This window comes from Sphingomonas sp. VDB2, assembly GCF_047946695.1.
In the GTDB taxonomy this organism is placed as follows: Bacteria; Pseudomonadota; Alphaproteobacteria; order Sphingomonadales; family Sphingomonadaceae; genus Sphingobium; species Sphingobium bisphenolicum.
Genome location: NZ_CP159615.1, coordinates 3,266,438 through 3,285,087, shown reverse-complemented (window position 1 = coordinate 3,285,087; position 18,650 = coordinate 3,266,438). Strand labels below are relative to the sequence as shown.

The following is an 18,650-nucleotide window of genomic DNA, read 5'->3' as shown; positions in this document are numbered from 1 at the left end:
CTTCCTGTCTCGCCAAGCCCGTATGAATTTTTCGTGACAACTGCGCGTCTTTGACATGTCACTTTTATGACATGACTGTGGCGGTGATCCCCGGTTGGCGGGGCGGCCATCGCAGGCTACTCCTTGTCCCATGTTCACGCGCGCCCGCCCTCCCGTCAGAAAGCCGTCATTGGTCGTCGGTGCGATATTGTGCCTGCTGGCGGGTGGCTGTTCCGATGAGGGCCACGATCCCGTCGTGGTGAGCGTAGTGGGCAATCGCGACGATTTTGCGAAACCGCTGGCCGCCCTGCCCGACCCCGGCGCCAAGCTGATCCTGGAGGCGACCGCGCAGGGACTGGTCGCCTTCGACGCGGGCGGCGAAGTCCTGCCGGCGCTGGCCCAGCGCTGGATCGTCGAGGATGACGGGCGCAGCTATATTTTTCGCCTGCGCCGCGCCTTCTGGGCCAATGGCGCGCGCGTCACCGCGCCCGATGTCGCCCGGATGCTGATGGCGCGGATCGAATCGCTGCGGCGACTCGATCCCGACGGCCCGCTCGACGCGGTGCAGGCGGTGGTGCCGATGACCGGCGAGGTGATCGAGATTCGCCTGGCCGCACCGCGCCCCTATGTGCTGCAAATGCTGGCCCAGCCGCAGATGGCGGTGCTGTCGCGCGACGGCGGCACCGGCCCCTATCGTCGCGCCGCGCGCGGCAATGCGCTGGTCCTCACTCCGATCGACCGCGCCAGCGGCGACGACGCGGCGGCGGACGAGCCGGTTCCGCCCTGGCAGACCCGCGTCCTGCGCGCGGAACGCGCCGCGCTGGCGATCATCCGCTTTCGCGAACGCGATGCCGCATTGGTGCTGGGCGGCCGCTTCACCGACCTGCCCCTGCTGGTGCCGGCCGGGATCGATCGCGACAATGTGCGGGTCGATCCGGTGCGCGGCCTGCTCGGCCTGGCCGTCACTGGCCGGGGCAAGCTGCTGGACGACGCCGCGATTCGCGCCGCCATCAACATGACGATCGACCGCAGCCAGTTACCCGCCCTGTTCCCGCTGGGCGGCTGGGCGACCAGCGAGCGCATCCTGCCCGATCCGATGGATCTGGGCCGCACTCCCACCGATCCGGCCTGGGCAGCGCTGTCGCTGGACGAACGACGGGCGCAGGCCGGGGCGAGCGTCACCCGCTGGCGCGCCGATAATGGCGCACCGCCACCGCTGCGCATCGCCCTGCCGGCCGGTCCTGGCGCCACGCTGCTGTTCGGCCTGCTGCAGCGCGACCTTGCCGCCATCGGTCTGCCCGCACAGCGCGTCGCGATCAATGCGGATGCCGACCTGCGCCTGATCGATGAAGTCGCCGCCTATGACAGCGCCCTCTGGTATCTCGGCCGTATCGGCTGCGCCCGCAAAATCCATTGCAGCGACGTCGCCGATGCCCAGCTTCAGGCCGCCAGCCTCTCCAGCTCATCCGAGGAACGCACGGCCCGCATCGCCGAAGCCGAAGCGCAGATGGTCGCGCATGACGGCTATATTGCCCTCGGCGCGCCGGTACGCTGGTCGCTGGTGGCCAAGCGGCTCACCGGCTTCCAACCCTCCGCGCGCGCGCGTCACCCATTGAACCATCTCTTCCGCACCACCAATTAGGGATTGGATCATGCGTGCGATGAACGCTTGGGCGTTGCGTGCGTATAGGGATCAGGCCCCCGTCGCAAACGGGGCGAGGAGACAGAGACGATGGCGATTTCGCAGGACCAGTTCGACCGGCTAGCGCGGGAACTGCCGGGTTTCGGCCGTGACCCGGCCTCGATCCGCCGCCGGATCGAAGCGATGGAAGCGGTGCTGGAGGGCCTGTTCGTCATCCCCGGCACCAAATATCGGGTGGGCCTCGACAGCCTGGTAGGGCTGGTCCCCGTCGTCGGCGACCTCGCCACCGCGGCGATGGGCGCGTGGATCGTGTGGGAAGCCCGCAATCTGGGCATGTCGAAATGGCAGATTACCCGCATGGCCGCCAATGTCGGCGTCGATACGCTGGTCGGCGCCATCCCCTTCGCGGGCGACCTGTTCGACTTTCTCTACAAGTCCAACACCAAGAATCTGCGCATCATTCGCAAGCATCTCGACCGCCACCATCCCGCGACGGTGACGATCGACGGCTAGAGCGGCCTGTGACCCGACTGCGTCGGATTGGCCGCTCTAATTTATTGGTTTGACGCGATTTCTTAACCGTCACGCGATTCCGTTTGAGTGGAAATCGCTCTAGAGCGCGCTGCGTTTGATCGGACGCAAGTCGCACGCTCTAGTTTTTTGTTTTCGGATCGTTTTTAGCGGAAAACCGGTTCCCACTTTCCCGCACGATGCTCCAGGGATCAGCGCGGCGGTTCGATCCGCAGTTGCGCCCGGTCCCTGACGCCGCCCTGCTGCGGCGGGCAACTGATGTAGCGATATTTACGGTCCATGCAGATCCACACCTCGCTCAGCGATCCGTCGCGGGTGACGTTCAGGCGAATGCCGTCGGCGACCATGCCCTTGTTCCGTGCCGCGAAGGCTTCTGCGAAAGCCCGCGCCGACAGGGTCGGGCGCTGCGCCAGTTCCGCCATGTCGGGATAGCGCAGCGCATGATACAGCTTGCGCGACAGGGCGAAGAAGGCAGTCGGGTTGGTCGGCATACAGGTGCCATGCTTGACCCATTCATGCTGGATCAGCTGGACCGACGGTGTCGCGCAGAGATGATCGCGGATCACCTTGCGCGGCAGAATGCCGGCGGCCTTGCAATATTGCGGCCATTGCTCGCCATAGCCGTCGGGCCACAGTCCATGCAGGGTGAAGGCGAAGCTGTTGTCCGACTGGCACTGAAACGCATCGCGCGCGCCCCCGCGCGACGTCTTGCAATATTGCGGGGTCCAGCTGACCGCCAGCGTATAATAGCCGATCGGCAGGACGCGTTTGGGGTCTTCGACCGTCGGCCCCTCGATTCGCGGCCGGGCGATGACGTCCGGCAGGCGGCACTGATTGGCCTGCGCCAGTGCGACGCCGGGCATCACGAGCGCGATCACAGGCAGCACAGCTTTAAGCATAGGCAAAATCCAGTCCGATGTCGGCGGCCGGGGCCGATTGGGTCAGCCGCCCGACACTGATATAGGTGACGCCCGTGTCCGCCTTGGCCCGGATCGTCTCCAGCGTGACCCCGCCCGACGCCTCGGTCGGCACGCGCCCGTCCACCAGGGCGACCGCCCCGCGCAGCGTCGCCGCATCCATATTGTCGAGCAGCAAATGGGTCGCGCCCGCGCGCAGCGCCGGTTCGATCTGGTCGACCCGGTCGACCTCCACGATGATGCTGGCGACCCCGGCCGCCACGGCGCGGCGCACCGCTTCCTCGACCGATCCGGCGACTGCGACATGATTGTCCTTGATCATCGCCGCGTCCCACAGCCCCATGCGGTGATTGGTCGCCCCGCCCATGCGCGTGGCATATTTCTCCAGCACGCGCAGGCCCGGTATGGTCTTGCGCGTGTCGAGCAGGGTCGCCCCCGTCCCGTCGATCGCATCGACATAGGCCCGCGTCATCGTCGCGATGCCGGTCAGATGCTGGACGCTGTTGAGCGCGGACCGCTCCGCCGTCAGCATCGCCCGCGCCTTGCCCCTGATCCGCATGATGTCGGTCCCGGCCGCCACCCGGTCGCCATCCTGCGCCAGCAATTCGATCTTCGCATCGGGATCGAGCGCGCGGAAGAAAGCGACCGCAATCGGCAGTCCCGCCAGCGTCACGTCATCGCGGCTGTCCATCACCCCGTCGAACACCGCATCGGCCGGAATCACCGCCTCGCTGGTGACGTCCCGGCCATCGGGGCCAAGATCTTCGGCCAGGGTGGAAGCGACGAAGGCGGCAAGGTCGAAGCCGGGGAGGGATAAGCTCATGGCCGCGCGCCCACATCCCCCTGCCCCACCGTGCCGCTGGCCATTTCCAGCATCCGGTCCAGGCTCTTCTTCGCAGCCACGCGCAGCGTCTCGTCCATCTCGATCCGTGGCGTCAAATCGCGCAGCGACAAATACAGCTTCTCCATCGTGTTGAGCGCCATATAGGGACAGATGTTGCAGTTGCAGTTGCCGTCCGCGCCCGGCGCGCCGATGAAATTCTTGTGCGGCACCGCCTTTTCCATCTGGTGGATGATATGCGGTTCGGTCGCGACGATCAGCGTGTCGCCCGGCATGGTCTTGGCGAAGTCCAAAATGCCGCTGGTCGACCCGACATAATCGGCATGATCGACGATATAGGGCGGGCATTCGGGGTGCGCGGCGATCGGCGCGTCGGGGTGCTGGGCCTTGAGCTTGAGCAGTTCGGTTTCGCTGAACGCCTCATGCACGATGCACACGCCCGGCCACAGCAGCATGTCGCGGCCCAGCTTGCGCTTGAGGTATCCGCCCAGATGCTTGTCGGGACCGAAGATGATCTTCTGGTCCTTGGGGATCTGCGCCAATATCTTTTCGGCCGATGACGATGTCACGATGATGTCGGACAGCGCCTTCACCTCGGCCGAACAATTGATGTAGCTCAGCGCAATATGATCGGGATGCGCCTCGCGAAACGCCTTGAACTGGGCGGGCGGGCAACTGTCCTCCAGCGAACAGCCCGCATCCATGTCCGGCAGCACGACGATCTTTTCCGGCGACAATATCTTGGCCGTCTCCGCCATGAAGCGCACGCCGCAAAAAGCGATCACGTCCGCGTCCGTCTCCGCCGCCTTGCGCGACAATTCCAGCGAATCGCCAACGAAGTCCGACAAATCCTGGATCTCGGGCGACTGGTAATAATGGCCGAGGATAACGGCGTTGCGCTCCTTGCGCAGCCGGTCGATTTCGGCGCGCAGGTCGGTGCCCTGCGGAATATCCGTGATCGCGTTCATACCCTGTAACTCCTCGGTCCCATGGCTGGCCCTTTGTCCGCGCCCTAGCGCTGCTGCCGCCTGTTGGCCAGTACCTCGTTGATCGGTGTGGTGACGTCCCACTGGTCCTTGCTGCGCCGCTCGGCCGGAAAGGTGACGATCACCCGCGCATCGCCAAAGCCCATCGCGGCCAGCGGCGCACTCATGATCTTGCTCACCGCGCTGCGCCCATATTCACGCGCCTGCGCCATGCGTTCGGGCGAGCGCGCCGACGCCTCCGCCCGCGCCTGCGCATGGGCGGACACTTTCCGGCTGAGGGCCTCGCCCGCCGCCCGGGTCACGAACAGGCCACTGGTGCGCACCAGCGTCCGGCGCGCCTCGTCGACATTGGGCTTGTCCGGCGTCACATCGGGCGCATTGACGATCAGCGTGCGGCTCTTCTCGTTCCACTCCAGGTCGCGCGCGCTCAGCCCCGACAGGTCGATGAAATAATCGACCGAATAGGGCATCTTCACCAGCTGATCGGATTTCAGCCAGCCAAAGCCGCGCACATCCTGCGCCGTGCTCTGGACCGTGCCGTTCAGCCGCGAAACGCGAAGGTCGCTGGCACCTGCAATTTTTTCCGCGATGATCTTCGTCACCGCCGACCCGTCATCCTCGACCGCGACCACATAGTCGCGATCATAGCGCTGCCACCCGACCAGCATCGCCGCCCCCACGAACAGGATCAGCAGCGCGCCAAGGATCGGCCCGGCATAGCGTTGCCATGGGCGCCTCAGCGCATCTGCCATCGCCCATCCTCCAGCGGTGCGGCCAGACCCCGGCCGTCCAGATCGATCAGATGCGCCAGCACCGATCGCCCCGCCGCGCCATAGAGGCGCGGATCGACGCCCTTGTACATTTCGGCCACCATGTCGGGGATGGCGCTGTCGCCGTTGCGCGCCAGAAAGCGCAAAATCTGCCCCTCGCGCTGCTTGCGATGGCCCATCATGCCGCGCACCAGCCGCTGCGGGTTTTCGATCGGCTCGCCATGGGCGGGATAATAGATACGGTCGTCCCGCTCCAGCAACCGCTGCATCGACCGCATATAGGCGCTCATGTCGCCATCTGGGGGCGAAATCACGCTGGTCGACCAGCCCATCACATGGTCGCCGGTAAAGAGCACATTCTCCTCCAGCAAGGCGAAGCAGAGATGGTTGGAGGTATGCCCCGGCGTCGCCACCGCCTCCAGCGTCCAGCCCGGCCCGCTGACCTGCTCGCCATCGGCCAGCACGCGATCGGGCCGATAATCCGCGTCGAAGGCGGCGTCCGCCCGCGGCCCGTCATCGTCCAGCGTCAACGGCGCGCAGCCGATCACCGGCGCGCCGGTCATCGCGCTGAGCGGCCGCGCGGCCGGGCTATGGTCGCGATGGGTATGGGTGCATAATATCGCCACCACCGGGCGTCCGGCAATGGCCGCGGTCAGCGCGGCGAGATGATCGGGGTCCGCCGGGCCGGGATCGATCACCGCCACCGCATCCATGCCCACGACATAGGTTTGCGTCCCGGTATAGGTGAAGGGCGACGGATTGGGCGCCAGCACCCGCGCCACCAGCGGAGACAGCGACATCAGGACGCCGGTCGGCAGGTCGGCCGGATCGAAAGGTGTTGCCATGCATCCCATGTGCCCATTTATGCGCGGATTTCAAGGGCGTCGAAAAGGCCTTGCCCGGCCCCATAGATAGGAAGACGACAAATGAAAGATTGTCGCATCAACGGCTAATCGCCTAGACAAGGCGGATGCGACCTCCCGTCATAGCAATGGCAGCCATCGGCTTTATGGCGTTGGGCGGTTGCGACACCTATACTGTGCCGGTCGATGCCACCTACAAACGCCCCGCGTTCGACGGGACGTCGGTGGATTATGTCGATTATCGGCTGAACCTGACCGTTCCTGCCCGGTACGCCCCTATCATGGCACGGAATTTGGCCAGCACCACGGCAACCATCGCCGAGTGCGCGTCTGGTGTCGCATTCGCAAAGGTGCCGAATTTGACGCAAAATAGGGAGATGGGCTTCCAAAGCCAGTTTCGCCTCAAATATACCGTGCCGATGAACCATATGTGCGTGACCGTCGCAGGCGAACGCCTGTTCGAACGGTTCGAAACCTTGCCAACGCCACTTAAACCGCTGGTCCTGTTACAGTGACCGACATGACCCCCGCCCTTTCCGAACGCTGGCGCCAGCATCTCGCGCTCGACCGGCGGCGCTCCGTCCACACCGTCCGCGCCTATGTCGCCACCGCCGAGCGGCTGATCGCCTTCCTCGAACAGCATCGCGGCGAAGGCGTCAGCCCCGCCACGCTCGCGCACATCGATCAGGCCGAACTGCGCGCCTTCCTCGCCAGCCGGCGGACGGACGGCATCGGCAATCTCTCCGCCGCCCGCGAACTCTCCGCCGTGCGCGGCTTCCTCAGGTTCGTCGGTGGCGACGACGCCCGCGTGCCGCTGCTCAAGGGGCCGCGGGTCAAGCGCGGCCTGCCCCGCCCCATCTCTCCCGACGAAGCCGTCGCGCTGGCGCAGGACATCGCCGAGACGGCCCGCGAAGGCTGGATCGGCGCGCGCGACTGGGCGGTGCTGCTGCTGCTCTATGGCGCAGGCCTGCGCATCGGCGAGGCGATGGGCCTGCATGGCGACATATTGCCGCTGGGCGACACGCTGCGCGTCACCGGCAAGCGGGGCAAGACCCGCATCGTGCCCCTGCTGCCGCAGGTGCGCGCCGCGATCGACGCCTATGTCGACGCCTGCCCCTATCCGACCGCCCGCGACCAGCCGCTGTTCCGCGGCGCGCGCGGCGGGCCGCTTTCCCCCGCGCTCATCCGCCGCGCGGTGCAGGGCGCGCGAGGGCGGCTGGGCCTGTCGGACCGGACGACGCCCCACGCGCTGCGCCACAGTTTCGCCACCCACCTGCTTGGCCGCGGCGCGGACCTGCGCTCCTTGCAGGAGCTATTGGGCCATGCCAGCCTGTCCTCGACGCAGGTCTACACCCAGGTCGATGCCGCGCACCTGCTCGACATCTATCGCAACGCCCATCCCAGGGCGTGAAAGGGCCACGATAGCGCCGCATTTCCCGACCAGCCTGCATCGCTTCTCCATGGCGAGGGAAAATGCGATGATGCTGCGTCTGGTCCTGGCATTGCAGAGCGTCGGCGCCACCGACATTCCGCCCGACTTCGACCTGAAGCGGGTCAAGCCTTCGCCCGACGCCAATGCCATCATCGTCACCGCCCGCAAGCCAAGCCAGCGGGTCGATCGCGAACCGCTGAGCATCCAGCCGCCGCTCGGTCGGGCGGAGATCGGCCTGTTCGGCGACGTGAAGGCGAACCTCCATGTCGAAAGCCAGGGCTTCGGCAACGGCACCACCTCCCAGCGGGTGATGGTGGGGGTGAAGATTCCGTTCTGAACATCAGCCCTTGGGCCGCCAGGTCGCGAGCCGCCAGAGATAGAGGATCACCGCGCCCACCACGCAGGCGGTCGCCACCGGGCCGATATAATGGTCGATGTCCCGGAAATTCTGCCCCAGCACATAGCCGGCATAAGCCAGGATGACATTCCAGATCAGCGCCCCGCCCATCGTCCACAACAGGAAGCGGACATGCCCCATGCGGAACAGCCCCGCGGGCAGCGATATCATCGTGCGGAAGGCGGGCATGAAACGAAAGACGAAGACGACGATCTGGCCATATTTGCCGAACAGTCGGTCGAGCGCCTCGACATCGCGCCACTCCAGCGTCGCCCAGCGGCCGAAGCGATCGACCAAGGGTTTCAGACGCTCGAAGCCCAGCACATGGCCGACCAGATACCAGAAATAATTGCCGATCGTGGTGCCGATCGTGCCGGCCAGCAGCAGCCAGCCCATGTCCATCCGCCCCTGCCCGACGCGGATGCCGCCAATCCCCATGATGAGTTCGGACGGGATCGGCGGAAAGACATTTTCCAGGATCATCAGGAAGAAGATGCCCCAATAGCCGCCCGCATCGATCAGGCGGAGAACCCAGTCGGTCATCCTCGATATATCCACGCCGTCATCCCAGCGCCGGCTGGGATCTCACTTTTCTGATCAACGCTCCAGGAAGAAGAGAGATGCCAGCCTGCGCCGGCAGGACGAAAATAAGGCATCCCATCAAGCCGCCGCCCGCGCCGCCAGCCGGGCGTCTATCGCGTCCCAGATCAGGCCGCCGGTGTCGGTGCCGTCGAACGCGTCGATCGACACGATGCCGGTCGGCGAGGTGACGTTGATCTCGGTCAGCCACTCGCCACCGATCACGTCGATGCCCACGAACAGCAGCCCGCGGGCCTTGAGTTCCGGCCCCATGGCCGCGCAGATTTCGCGCTCCCTGTCGGTCAGCTCCGTCTTCGCCGCCGATCCGCCCACGGCCAGGTTCGAGCGAATCTCGCCCGCACCCGGAATACGGTTGACCGCGCCCGCGACCTCGCCATCGATCAGCACGATGCGCTTGTCGCCCTGCGCGACGCCGGGGATGAAGGCCTGCACCATGAACGGCTCGACCCAGGACGCGTTGAACAATTCCACCAGCGACGACAGGTTCGCGCCGTTGCTGCCGACGTGGAACACGGCCACGCCGCCATTGCCGTACAGCGGCTTGACCACGATCTCGCCATGCTCCGCCAGGAAGCTCTTCACCTGCGCCAGGTCGCGGGTGATCATCGTGGGCGGCATGAAGCGCGCATAATCGAGCACGAACAGCTTTTCGGGTGCATTGCGGACGCTGGCCGGGTCGTTCACGACCAGCGTTTCCGCCTGCACCCGCTCCAGCAAATGGGTGGCGGTGATGTAGCTGAGGTCAAAGGGCGGATCCTGCCGCATCCACACGACATCGACGTCGCGGCCCAGGTCCAGCAACTCCGGTTGTCCGAAGGCGAAATGGTCGCCCTGCACCTTCTGCACCTTGACCGGCCGCGCCTTGGCCAGCACCCGGCCATCGCGGAAGGTCAGGTCCGGCGCCAGATAATGATAGAGCCGATGCCCCCGCGCCTGCGCCGCCAGCATGATGTGGAAGGTCGAATCCCCCCCGATCTTGATGCCCTCCATCGGGTCCATCTGCACGGCGACGGTCAGGGGGTTGAGTTCGGTCATGCGCGCGGCTTCCTTCCATATCCGTTCGTGCTGAGTAGGGGCTGAGCGAAGCCGAAGTCCCATATCGAAGCACTATGCGGCACTTACCCTTCGATACGACCCTTCGACTTCGCTCAGGGTCTACTCAGGGCGAACGGGAGAGAAACGTCACCCCCCATGCCAGACATTGGCCAGATGGCGCGGCGCACGCCCCGGCGCAAGGAGGATGACGTCGATTCGCATGTCGTCCCCCGGTTTCGCCAGTTCGTGCCACAATATTTCCGCCGCCTTCGCCACCCGCGCCAGCCGCCGCTCGTCGATCGCCAGGTTGAGGTCCGCCGCGCTCGCCCGCGCCTTCACCTCGACGAAGGCCAGCATCGCGCCCCGCCGCGCGACGAGGTCGACTTCCCCCGCGGGCGTACGCAAGCGACGGCCGACGATCTGCCAGCCCTTCAGCCGCAGCCACCAGGCGGCGATGCGTTCGGCCTGCCGCCCGCGCTTCTCCGCCGCCGCTCTCGTCACCCCTTCAATTCCGTCGCCCGATCATAGAGCGTCCGCCGGTCCAGCCCCAATTTCTTCGCGACCTCGCCCGCCGCCTTGGACACCGACAGCCGGGTCAGCGCCTCCCGCAACGCCGCGTCGGCGTCCTCCGCGCTGGCGGGCGGCGCTTCGCCCGGCGGGCCGACGGTGACGACGATCTCGCCCTTGGGCGGCCCATCGGCATAGCGGGCGGACAGTTCGGACAGCGTACCGCAGGCGGTTTCCTCGAACGTCTTGCTGATCTCCCGGCTCACCGCCGCCTCGCGATCGCCCAGATGCGCGGCCATGGCCGACAGGCTTTCCGACAGCCGCGGCCCGCTTTCGTAGAAGACCAACGTCGCGCGCACGGCCGCCACCTCGTCCAGCGTATCGCCCCGCGCCTTCGCCTTGCTCGGCAAAAAGCCCATGAACAGGAAACGGTCGGTCGGCAGCCCCGACAAGGTCAGCGCCGCGATCGCTGCGCTCGGCCCCGGCAGGGTCGTGATCCGCCGCCCCGCCGCCCGCGCGTCGCGCACCAGCTTGTAGCCCGGATCGGAAATCAGCGGCGTCCCCGCGTCCGACAACAAGGCCACCGATTCGCCCGCCATCCGTTCGACCAGCCGCTGGCGGACATTTTCGGCGCTATGGTCGTGATAGGGGACCATGGGCCGGTCCGATCCGGCATGGCGCAGCAAGCGTGCGCTCACCCGTGTATCTTCCACGGCGACCACATCGGCCAGTCGCAGGACTTCCGCCCCACGCGGCGTAAGGTCACCAAGGTTGCCGATCGGCCCCGCAACGATATAAAGCCCAGGCTCTAGCCCAGAAGTTCGAGTTTCCATAAGGACGCCAGATGACAGAGACGGATGCCCCCCGGCAAGCAAATGTGTTCGCTGCCGTGAAGCGCGGCGCGCGTTGCGCCTTCATGGGGGCGGCCCTGTTCCTCGCCGCCTGTCAATCGATCGTGCCGAAGGGGCCGGCGCCCACCACCCCCACCCGCCCGACCCAGCCGACCGGGCCGGAGGTCGTACAGGGCCTGCCGACCGACGCCACCCGCCATCGCGTCGCGCTGCTCGTGCCGATGAGCGGCCCCAATGCGGGCGTCGGCCAATCGATCGCCAACGCCACCACGCTGGCGCTGATGGACACCCGGACCGACAAGGTCCGGATCACCACCTATGACACCGCGCTCGGCGCGGCGGCGGCGGTGACCAAGGCGCTGGCCGATGGCAACCGCCTGATCCTGGGGCCGTTGCTGGCGGAGGACGCCCGCGTGATCGGACCGATCGCCGCGCGCGCCAATGTGCCGGTGATCAGCTTCTCCAACGACGCCAGCATCGCGGGCAGCGGCGTCTATGTGCTGGGCTACAACACCGCCCAGTCGATCGACCGCGTCGTCGACTTCGCCAAGGGCAAGGGCCTGTCGCGCTTCGGCGCACTGGTGCCGCGCGGCACCTATGGCGAACGGGCGGGCAATGCATTGCTGCGCGCGGTCGAGCAGGCCGGCGGCACCGTCGTCTCCATGCAGACGTTCGACCGGACTCCTGCCTCCATCACCGCTGCGGTCAGGAAATTGCAGGCCTCCTCCAGCTATGATGCGCTGCTGATCGCCGACAGCGGCCGCGTCGCGCTCCAGGTCGCGCCGATCGTGCGGAAGAATGGCGGCGCCACCGCGCGGCTGCTCGGCACCGAATTATGGAATACGGAAGGCACGCTGGCCGCCAGCCCCGTGCTGCGTGGCGCCTGGTTCGCCAGCGTCTCCGACACGCTCTACCGCCAGCTCGCGACCAAATATCGCGCCCGCTACGGCGCATCCCCCTTCCGCCTGTCCTCGCTCGGCTATGATTCGGTGCTGCTGACGGTGCGGATCGCGCAGGACTGGAAGCCCGGATCGCCCTTCCCCGCCGCGCGGCTGCGCGACGCAGGCGGCTTTTCCGGCATCGACGGCGCCTTCCGCTTCAACCGCGCCGGCGTCGCCGAACGCGCGCTGGAAGTCAGCGAAGTCGGCGCCGGCGCCATCACCGTGGCCGATCCGGCCCCACGCGGCTTCGGCGAGTAATTCCGCCCCTGCCGGCGGGGTGGATCAGGACACCCGCCCCACCGGCAGGATCAGCGGCGCGTCGCCGTCCCGCTCGATCCGCGCCGTCACGCCATAGACCCGCGCCAGCGCATCCGCCGTCAGCACGTCCATCGGCGCGCCATCGGCCACCAGCGCCCCGCCGTCCATCAGCAGCAGCCGGTCGCAATAGCGCGCAGCCATGCCGAGGTCGTGCAGCACCGTCACCACCAGCGCCCCGCCGCGCGCCTCGCCGCGCAGCAGGTCCATGACGTCGATCTGATGTCCAGGATCGAGCGCCGCCAGCGGCTCGTCCGCGATCAGCCCGCGCGCGCCCACCGCCAGCGCCCGCGCCAGCAGCACCCGCGCCCGCTCGCCGCCCGACAATTCGGTCGCGACCCGGCCTTTCAGGTGCAGCACGTCGGCCCGCGCCATCGCCGCCTCGATCGCCGCTTCGTCCTCTTCCGACAGGCGTGACAGCGGGCCCAGATGCGGCAGCCGCCCCAGCGCCACCAGCCGCTCGACGCTGAGCGGCCAGTGCAGCGTCTGGCCCTGCGGCAGATAGGCGACGGCGCGCGCGATCGCCTGCCGGTCGAGCCGCTTCCCGTCCTGCCCGTCGATCAGCACTCGCCCCGCCTGCGGCGACACCAGTCCCAGCAACGCACGGATCAGCGTCGATTTGCCCGCGCCATTGGGACCGACCACGCCGACCAGCGCGCCCGGTTCCAGCGTCACGTCCACGTCGCGCACCGCCGCGTGGCGACCCAGCCGCACCGTCAGCCCCTGCGCCGATATCGTCACCATAGCCGCCGCTCCCGTATCAGATGGACCAGGAAGACCGGCACGCCCAGCAGCGCCGTCACCACCCCCAGTTTCAATTCGTTGTTCGTCGGGATCAGCCTGACCCCGATATCCGCCAGCGTCAGCAGCGCCGCGCCGCCCAGCAGCGAAGGCAGCAGCACCGCCGAGGGCGACCGGTCGGTCAGCGGCCGGACCAGATGCGGCACGATCAACCCGACGAAGCCGATCGATCCCGACACCGCGACCGCGCCGCCTACGCCGATCGCCACGCCCAGCATCATGCGCAGCCGCGCAGCCGACAGGTTGACGCCCAGCGCCTGCGCGCCATCCTCGCCCAAGGTCAGCGCGTCCAGCGTCCGCCCGTCCGCGATCAGCAGCGCCGCGCCCAAGACGACGCAGGGCAGCGCGATCCAGACATGGGCGTAGCTGCGATTTTCCAGACTCCCCATCAGCCAGCTCATGATTTCCATCGCAGCGAAGGGATTGGGCGACAGGTTGAGCGCCAGGCTGATCCCCGCCCCCGCCAGCGTCGCCACGGCGATGCCGGCCAGGATCAGCGTCAGCGGGCTTTCCACCGTGCCCGACAGCGCGAACAGGGTCAGGATGGCGACCAGTCCGGTCAATATGGCCAGCAGCGGCAGCACCATCGGATGCAGCTGCGCCAGCCCGAAATAGAGCGCGCAGACCGCCCCCAGCGCCGCCGCATTGGACGCGCCCAGCACCGACGGTTCGGCCAGCGGATTACGCAGATAGCCTTGCAACGCGGCGCCGGCCACGCCCAGCATCGCGCCGACGATCAGGCCCAGCAGCATCCGCGGCAGGCGCAGATCCAGCACGATGGTGCGGGCGACATCGTCTCCCCCGCCGGTCAGCACCGCGCCGATCCGCCCCGGACTGATCGCCACCGCGCCCAGCAGGACCGATCCGAACGCCGCCGCCACGACCAGCAGCAGCAGGCCGGGGATCAGCAACGGATGATGACGGCGCACGGTCATGGCTTGCCTCCTTGCCCATGCTTGATAAGGCGATGGGCATGACCAGCAGGATATTTCTGGCGGCGACCGCGCTGATCGCACTGACCGGCGCTGCCGCCCCCACGGCGCCGCGCCGCATCGTCTCGCTCAACGTCTGCGCCGACCAATATCTGCTCGCCCTCGCCGATCCCGCTCAGATTGCCGCGCTCAGCAGCAATGCGCGCGATCGCGAACTGTCCGCTGCGGCGACCAGGGCGCGCGGTTTTCGCACGCTGCGCCGCCCCGCGGAGGAAGTGCTGGCGATCCGCCCCGACCTGATCCTGGGTTTCCCGATCGGCCCGAATGCGGTGGCGGGCGCGCCGCCGGGCCAGTGGCGCACGCTCGGACTCGCCAGCGCCGACAGCTATGGCGCGATCCTCGACCAGATCAGGCAGGTGGCGCGCGCGACCGGCCATGTCGATCGCGGCGAGGCGCTGATCGCGGCCATGAATCGCGATCTCGCCGCCCTGCCCCGTCCCAGGCGTGGCGGCGTCGCGGCCTATTATCAGCGGCGCGGCTATATGACCGGCACCGGCACGCTGATCGATGATCTGATGCGCCGCGTCGGCCTCACCAACCTCGCCGCCAAACTCGGCAAACCGCCGCTGGCGCAAGTGCCGCTGGAAGAAATGGTGGCGGCGCGGCCCGACTGGCTGATCGTGGAAAGCGCCACCGACCGCGTGGTCGATCAGGGCACCGAAATGCTGCACCATCCCGCGCTCGCCGCCGTTCCGCGCATCAGCCTGCCGCAAAGCTGGACCGTGTGCGGCGGCCCCGCCTATGTGCAGGCGGCGCGCACCATCACGGCGCGACTGAACGCGCCGCGCTGAAGGGGCAGGCATCACGCCCGCCCCCTTGCCTGTCGATCAGAAGCGGACACGCACGCCGCCATAGGCAGCGCGGCCATAGGAGCCATAGCCATAGGCCGTCTGGTACGTCTCATCGAACAGATTGTCGATGCGACCATAGACTTCCAGATGCGCGCCCAGCGGCATCGAGGCCCGCACCCCGGCCAGCGCATAGCCGTCCAGCCGCCGCGTATTCGCCGCATTGTCGAAGCTGTCGCCCACCATCGTGACCGTCGCGCCGGTCGACAGGCCGAACGACCAGACATAGTCGGCCGACACGCTCACCGCATTGGCGGCGCGGCGGGCCAGGCGATTGCCATAGGTCGCCGATCCCGCCGACCGGTCGCGCGCATCGACATAGCTGTAGCTGCCGGTGACGGTCAGCGCATCGACCGGCTTCAGCGCGATCGACGCTTCCACGCCCTTGGCGCGGGTGCGGTCCAGATTGCCATAGGTGAAGGTGGCGTTGTCATAATTGATCTGGTTGCGCGTATCCCGGCGGAAAGCGGTGACCGACAACATCGCCCGACCACCGTCCAGGCTCTGGTCGAACCCGACATCATAGCTTTTGGACCGTTCAGGGCGCAGCGCCGCATTGCCGCTAAAGCTGTCGTACAGTTGATAGAGCGACGGCGCCTTGAAGCCTTCGCCATAGCTCAACCGCACATTGGTCGCGCCGCCATTGGGCGAATAGTTGGCGTTCGCGCCGAAGGTCGTCGCGCCGCCAAACTGGCTATGGTCGTCATGGCGCACGCCACCGGTCACGGCCAGACCCGTGAAGGGCTTGACGATCGCCAGCCCATAGACGCTGTCGATGTTGATCTTCGCGCTGGCGGTCGAACCGAAGCCGAAGAAATCATAATCCGGCCGCTCATGCTCATAGCCGAACAGCAGCTTGGCCTGGTCGACCGGCGCGTAGACGCCTTCATATTCGAAGCGCAGGTTGGTGCCCGAATAGCCATAGTCTGGGTCGGTGCCGCGCACGAAATAATAGTCGCGATCGTTGCGCATCCAGGTGACGGCGGCGCGGTTGGTCAGCTTGCCATCCAGCAGCGCCAGATTGAGGCCCGCATAGCCGACATATTGGTCGAGCTTGCTGACGTCGCTGCTGTCGGCGGGTGCGCCGAAGAAGCTGTCATAATCGAGGTCGGCATGGATATAATAGCCGCGCAGGTCCAGGCTCAGCATATCGGTGAAGTTGAGCTTCAGCCTGGCGTTGGTCGCGATATTCTCGGTCCCGTCGCGCTCCGTACCGCCTGCGGCCGACGAAATGCCGTCGGTGCGGAAATAGGCCGCGCCTACGCCGCCCGCGGCGATGCCGCTGGTGCCCGACACGTCCGCCTTGGCGCTCAGCGTGTCGCTATAGCCATAATCCACCGATGCGTTCGCGCCGAAGCCCTCGGCCGGCACGCCGGTCATCAGGTTGACCACGCCACCGATCGCCTGGCTGCCATGGACCACCGAGTTGGAGCCGCGCAATATTTCGATCCGCTGGATATTGCCGGTCAGCAGCGGGCCGAAATCATAGCCGTCGCCGATGCCGCTGGGATCGTTGACCTTCACCCCGTCGATCAGCACCAAAGTCTGCGTCGTCTCCGCGCCGCGCAGCGACACGCCGGTCACGCCGCCGGTCGATCCGTTGCGGTTGAAGCGCACGCCCGGCGTCGTCGCCAGCAAATCGACCACATCGATCGCCTGCCGCGTCTTGATCGTCTCCGCGTCGATCACGGTGATCGCCTGGCCGACCTCGTCGCGCGACTGCGCAATGCCCGTGGCGGTGACGACGATCTCGTCATCCTGCGCCCATACCGGCGTCGCCACGATCAGCGCCACCAGAGAAATGCCTGTTTTCAACATATATACCCCCCGGCGCCGGTGCGACTTGGGCTGGGGCGTCCGCAATGCGGTCGGGCGGAAGCAAGGGATGGCGCCATATCCCGTCCACAACCCGATGCGGCCCCGGCCGCATGGCGTCGCTCGACGGAAAAACCACCGTGCCCCGGCCATCCCCTGGACCAAAGCAAGAGCGACCAAGCGCCGGCAGGTCTCCTGGCTCGCGGGTCGCAGCACGGATGCATAGCCTTCCCGGACATGGGTCCAGTGGCCGGTCTTTCGACCATATGCATCGCACTATCCGCTTACAGTTGCAGGGACAGCCACGGAATTGGGCGCTCGCACGCCCGCACCGCATTCCCGATTAAGCCCGTTGCCGGGCACCGGCGCGATCATCTCGCAGGGGAAGCCAAGCCGCCCCCACGCCGCGCGCTCTAAGGGAAAGCGGATGCGATGCCAAGCGGCACCGGGTTTAAGCCAACGGCCTGTTGCTCCGCAGCAACATGGCGTCCCGCCGCGCCAGCACGACCAGCGGCAAGCCGGCCTCTTCCGCGCGGGCCGCCGCCAGCCGGGTCGGCGCGGAAATGGTGACGAGCAACGGGCATTGGCTCAGCACCGCCTTCTCCACCAGTTCATAGGAACAGCGCGACGACAGCAGCGCAAAACCGCCGTCCCAGGCCGCGCCAGCCCGCGCCATCGCCCCGATCAGCTTGTCGAACGCATTGTGCCGGCCGACATCCTCGCGCGCCAGCCGGACGGCCCCGTCCGCCCCGACCCAGGCCGCGGCATGGGCCGCGCCGGTCGCCGCGTTCAACGGCTGGTGATCGTGCAGCGCCGCCAGCGCGCGAAAGATGGCGGCGCGGTCCGCCCGCGACGTCGTCGCCACGCGCGGCAGCGGCCGGATCGCCTGCTCCAGATTCTCGATCCCGCATATGCCGCAGGAGGATTCGGACGCGCGATGCCGTACCCGCTCCAGCAGGGCATCGGTGCGGTCCTGCGGCAAGGTCGCGCGGGCGACGATGCCCTGTCCGGTCCGATGGGTATCGACATCGAACGCCGCGTCGCCCGGCCCGATCAGCCGCTCGCCCAACGCAAAGCCCAACACCAGGTCGCCAATGTCGGTGGGCGTCGCCATCAGCACCGCATAGCCGATGCCGTTAAATTCGACCGCGACCGGCACCTCGTCGGCCAGCGCGCGGTCGATCGCCTGCGTCCCGCCGTCCGGGGTCAGGCGATCGAAAGTCAGCGGGCGGGCGGCGGCATCATCCATCATCACGGCGTAGCGATGGACGGCGTGCCGCTCAACCGGCGTCGCAATGCCCGGCCTCGTCCACCGCGTTGAATTGCGCCGCATCGACAGCGGGCGCCGGCCTGCCCTGCGCCATGCGCGCGACGGCGGCGGCGACCATCGGCGACAGGCGCTCGGGCTGGTCCTGCGCGATGGCGATGATCTGCGCCTTCATCCGCGGATCCCAGAAGCGGGTCAGATGCTCGGCCAGCGCTTCCGTCGCCTTCGCCTCGCCCATCATCGCCATGTTGCGGGCGATCTGGTGCGCCATATAGACCAGCCGGTCCGTGGTGGACATGACATGGGTGTCGTCGCTCATG

Annotated in this window: 21 protein-coding genes and 1 riboswitch; of the genes, 7 read left to right on the top strand and 14 right to left on the bottom strand. The window is 67.2% G+C overall.

Features of this window, described 5'->3' with window-relative positions; all coding sequences use genetic code 11:
• Positions 1–130: 130 nt before the first annotated feature.
• Positions 131–1,621 carry an ABC transporter substrate-binding protein gene (locus ABT375_RS16435; RefSeq protein ID WP_261935453.1) on the top strand — a complete coding sequence of 497 codons (1,491 nt, stop codon included), beginning with the start codon at positions 131–133 and terminating at the stop codon, positions 1,619–1,621.
• Between the two features lie 90 nt (positions 1,622–1,711).
• Positions 1,712–2,134, top strand: a complete 423-nt coding sequence (locus ABT375_RS16430; RefSeq protein ID WP_224549683.1) for a DUF4112 domain-containing protein — start codon at positions 1,712–1,714, stop codon at positions 2,132–2,134.
• Positions 2,135–2,343: 209 nt separating this feature from the next.
• Here ABT375_RS16430 and ABT375_RS16425 read toward each other — a convergent pair whose 3' ends face one another.
• From ABT375_RS16425 to ABT375_RS16405, 5 genes are read right to left on the bottom strand one after another with little or no spacing between them, the layout of a single operon-like run.
• Entirely contained in the window at positions 2,344–3,051 is a 708-nt protein-coding gene (locus ABT375_RS16425) for a ribonuclease T2 family protein (RefSeq protein ID WP_416463359.1), read from the bottom strand.
• The gene (nadC, locus tag ABT375_RS16420) at positions 3,044–3,892 is read right to left on the bottom strand and encodes a carboxylating nicotinate-nucleotide diphosphorylase (protein WP_416463358.1); all 849 of its coding nucleotides are present in this window, start codon (positions 3,890–3,892) and stop codon (positions 3,044–3,046) included. Before nadC ends, ABT375_RS16425 begins: the two co-directional genes overlap by 8 nt.
• Positions 3,889–4,878 (bottom strand): quinolinate synthase NadA, encoded by a 990-nt coding sequence (gene nadA / locus ABT375_RS16415; protein WP_416463357.1) that lies wholly within the window; start codon positions 4,876–4,878, stop codon positions 3,889–3,891. The genes nadC and nadA overlap by 4 nt, the downstream gene beginning before the upstream one ends.
• Positions 4,879–4,922: 44 nt before the next feature.
• Positions 4,923–5,648 (bottom strand): DUF4230 domain-containing protein, encoded by a 726-nt coding sequence (locus ABT375_RS16410; protein WP_416463356.1) that lies wholly within the window; start codon positions 5,646–5,648, stop codon positions 4,923–4,925.
• Positions 5,633–6,511, bottom strand: coding sequence for an MBL fold metallo-hydrolase (locus ABT375_RS16405; protein WP_416463355.1), 879 nt, complete (start codon positions 6,509–6,511; stop codon positions 5,633–5,635). Before ABT375_RS16405 ends, ABT375_RS16410 begins: the two co-directional genes overlap by 16 nt.
• 146 nt (positions 6,512–6,657) lie before the next feature.
• Here ABT375_RS16405 and ABT375_RS16400 point away from each other — a divergent pair, with 146 nt between their 5' ends.
• From ABT375_RS16400 to ABT375_RS16390, 3 genes are all read left to right on the top strand, one after another.
• Complete coding sequence (locus tag ABT375_RS16400) at positions 6,658–7,044, top strand: hypothetical protein (protein WP_416463354.1); 387 nt, start codon at positions 6,658–6,660, stop codon at positions 7,042–7,044.
• A 5-nt stretch (positions 7,045–7,049) separates the two neighbouring features.
• Complete coding sequence (locus tag ABT375_RS16395) at positions 7,050–7,940, top strand: tyrosine recombinase XerC (RefSeq protein ID WP_416464921.1); 891 nt, start codon at positions 7,050–7,052, stop codon at positions 7,938–7,940.
• Positions 7,941–8,007: 67 nt separating this feature from the next.
• The gene (locus ABT375_RS16390; RefSeq protein ID WP_416463353.1) at positions 8,008–8,298 is read left to right on the top strand and encodes a hypothetical protein; all 291 of its coding nucleotides are present in this window, start codon (positions 8,008–8,010) and stop codon (positions 8,296–8,298) included.
• A gap of 3 nt (positions 8,299–8,301) precedes the next feature.
• Here ABT375_RS16390 and ABT375_RS16385 read toward each other — a convergent pair whose 3' ends face one another.
• The 4 genes from ABT375_RS16385 to rsmI form a co-directional block, all read right to left on the bottom strand.
• Positions 8,302–8,901 carry a DedA family protein gene (locus tag ABT375_RS16385; protein ID WP_224549671.1) on the bottom strand — a complete coding sequence of 200 codons (600 nt, stop codon included), beginning with the start codon at positions 8,899–8,901 and terminating at the stop codon, positions 8,302–8,304.
• A 117-nt stretch (positions 8,902–9,018) separates the two neighbouring features.
• A complete protein-coding gene (gshB, locus tag ABT375_RS16380) occupies positions 9,019–9,993 on the bottom strand; it encodes a glutathione synthase (protein ID WP_416463352.1) in 975 nt (324 codons plus the stop codon).
• A gap of 147 nt (positions 9,994–10,140) precedes the next feature.
• Positions 10,141–10,494 (bottom strand): YraN family protein, encoded by a 354-nt coding sequence (locus ABT375_RS16375; RefSeq protein ID WP_416463351.1) that lies wholly within the window; start codon positions 10,492–10,494, stop codon positions 10,141–10,143.
• A complete protein-coding gene (rsmI, locus tag ABT375_RS16370) occupies positions 10,491–11,333 on the bottom strand; it encodes a 16S rRNA (cytidine(1402)-2'-O)-methyltransferase (RefSeq protein ID WP_416463350.1) in 843 nt (280 codons plus the stop codon). The genes ABT375_RS16375 and rsmI overlap by 4 nt, the downstream gene beginning before the upstream one ends.
• An 11-nt stretch (positions 11,334–11,344) precedes the next feature.
• On the opposite strand from rsmI, the gene ABT375_RS16365 reads away from it, so the two are divergent.
• Positions 11,345–12,550 (top strand): penicillin-binding protein activator, encoded by a 1,206-nt coding sequence (locus ABT375_RS16365; protein ID WP_416463349.1) that lies wholly within the window; start codon positions 11,345–11,347, stop codon positions 12,548–12,550.
• A gap of 24 nt (positions 12,551–12,574) precedes the next feature.
• On the opposite strand, the gene ABT375_RS16360 is transcribed toward ABT375_RS16365, so the two are convergent.
• Positions 12,575–13,351 carry an ABC transporter ATP-binding protein gene (locus tag ABT375_RS16360; protein WP_416463348.1) on the bottom strand — a complete coding sequence of 259 codons (777 nt, stop codon included), beginning with the start codon at positions 13,349–13,351 and terminating at the stop codon, positions 12,575–12,577.
• Positions 13,345–14,343, bottom strand: coding sequence for a FecCD family ABC transporter permease (locus ABT375_RS16355; protein ID WP_261935463.1), 999 nt, complete (start codon positions 14,341–14,343; stop codon positions 13,345–13,347). Before ABT375_RS16355 ends, ABT375_RS16360 begins: the two co-directional genes overlap by 7 nt.
• Positions 14,344–14,381: 38 nt before the next feature.
• On the opposite strand from ABT375_RS16355, the gene ABT375_RS16350 reads away from it, so the two are divergent.
• Complete coding sequence (locus tag ABT375_RS16350) at positions 14,382–15,191, top strand: ABC transporter substrate-binding protein (RefSeq protein ID WP_416463347.1); 810 nt, start codon at positions 14,382–14,384, stop codon at positions 15,189–15,191.
• 36 nt (positions 15,192–15,227) lie between these two features.
• Here the strand turns inward: ABT375_RS16350 and ABT375_RS16345 are convergent, their stop codons facing one another.
• From ABT375_RS16345 to ABT375_RS16335, 3 genes are all read right to left on the bottom strand, one after another.
• Positions 15,228–17,066, bottom strand: coding sequence for a TonB-dependent receptor plug domain-containing protein (locus tag ABT375_RS16345; protein ID WP_416463346.1), 1,839 nt, complete (start codon positions 17,064–17,066; stop codon positions 15,228–15,230).
• A gap of 164 nt (positions 17,067–17,230) precedes the next feature.
• Positions 17,231–17,445: riboswitch (cobalamin riboswitch) on the bottom strand.
• Positions 17,446–17,514: 69 nt separating this feature from the next.
• A complete protein-coding gene (fdhD, locus tag ABT375_RS16340; RefSeq protein ID WP_416464920.1) occupies positions 17,515–18,315 on the bottom strand; it encodes a formate dehydrogenase accessory sulfurtransferase FdhD in 801 nt (266 codons plus the stop codon).
• Positions 18,316–18,343: 28 nt separating this feature from the next.
• Entirely contained in the window at positions 18,344–18,649 is a 306-nt protein-coding gene (locus ABT375_RS16335; RefSeq protein ID WP_416463345.1) for a formate dehydrogenase subunit delta, read from the bottom strand.
• Between the last annotated feature and the right edge of the window lies 1 nt (position 18,650).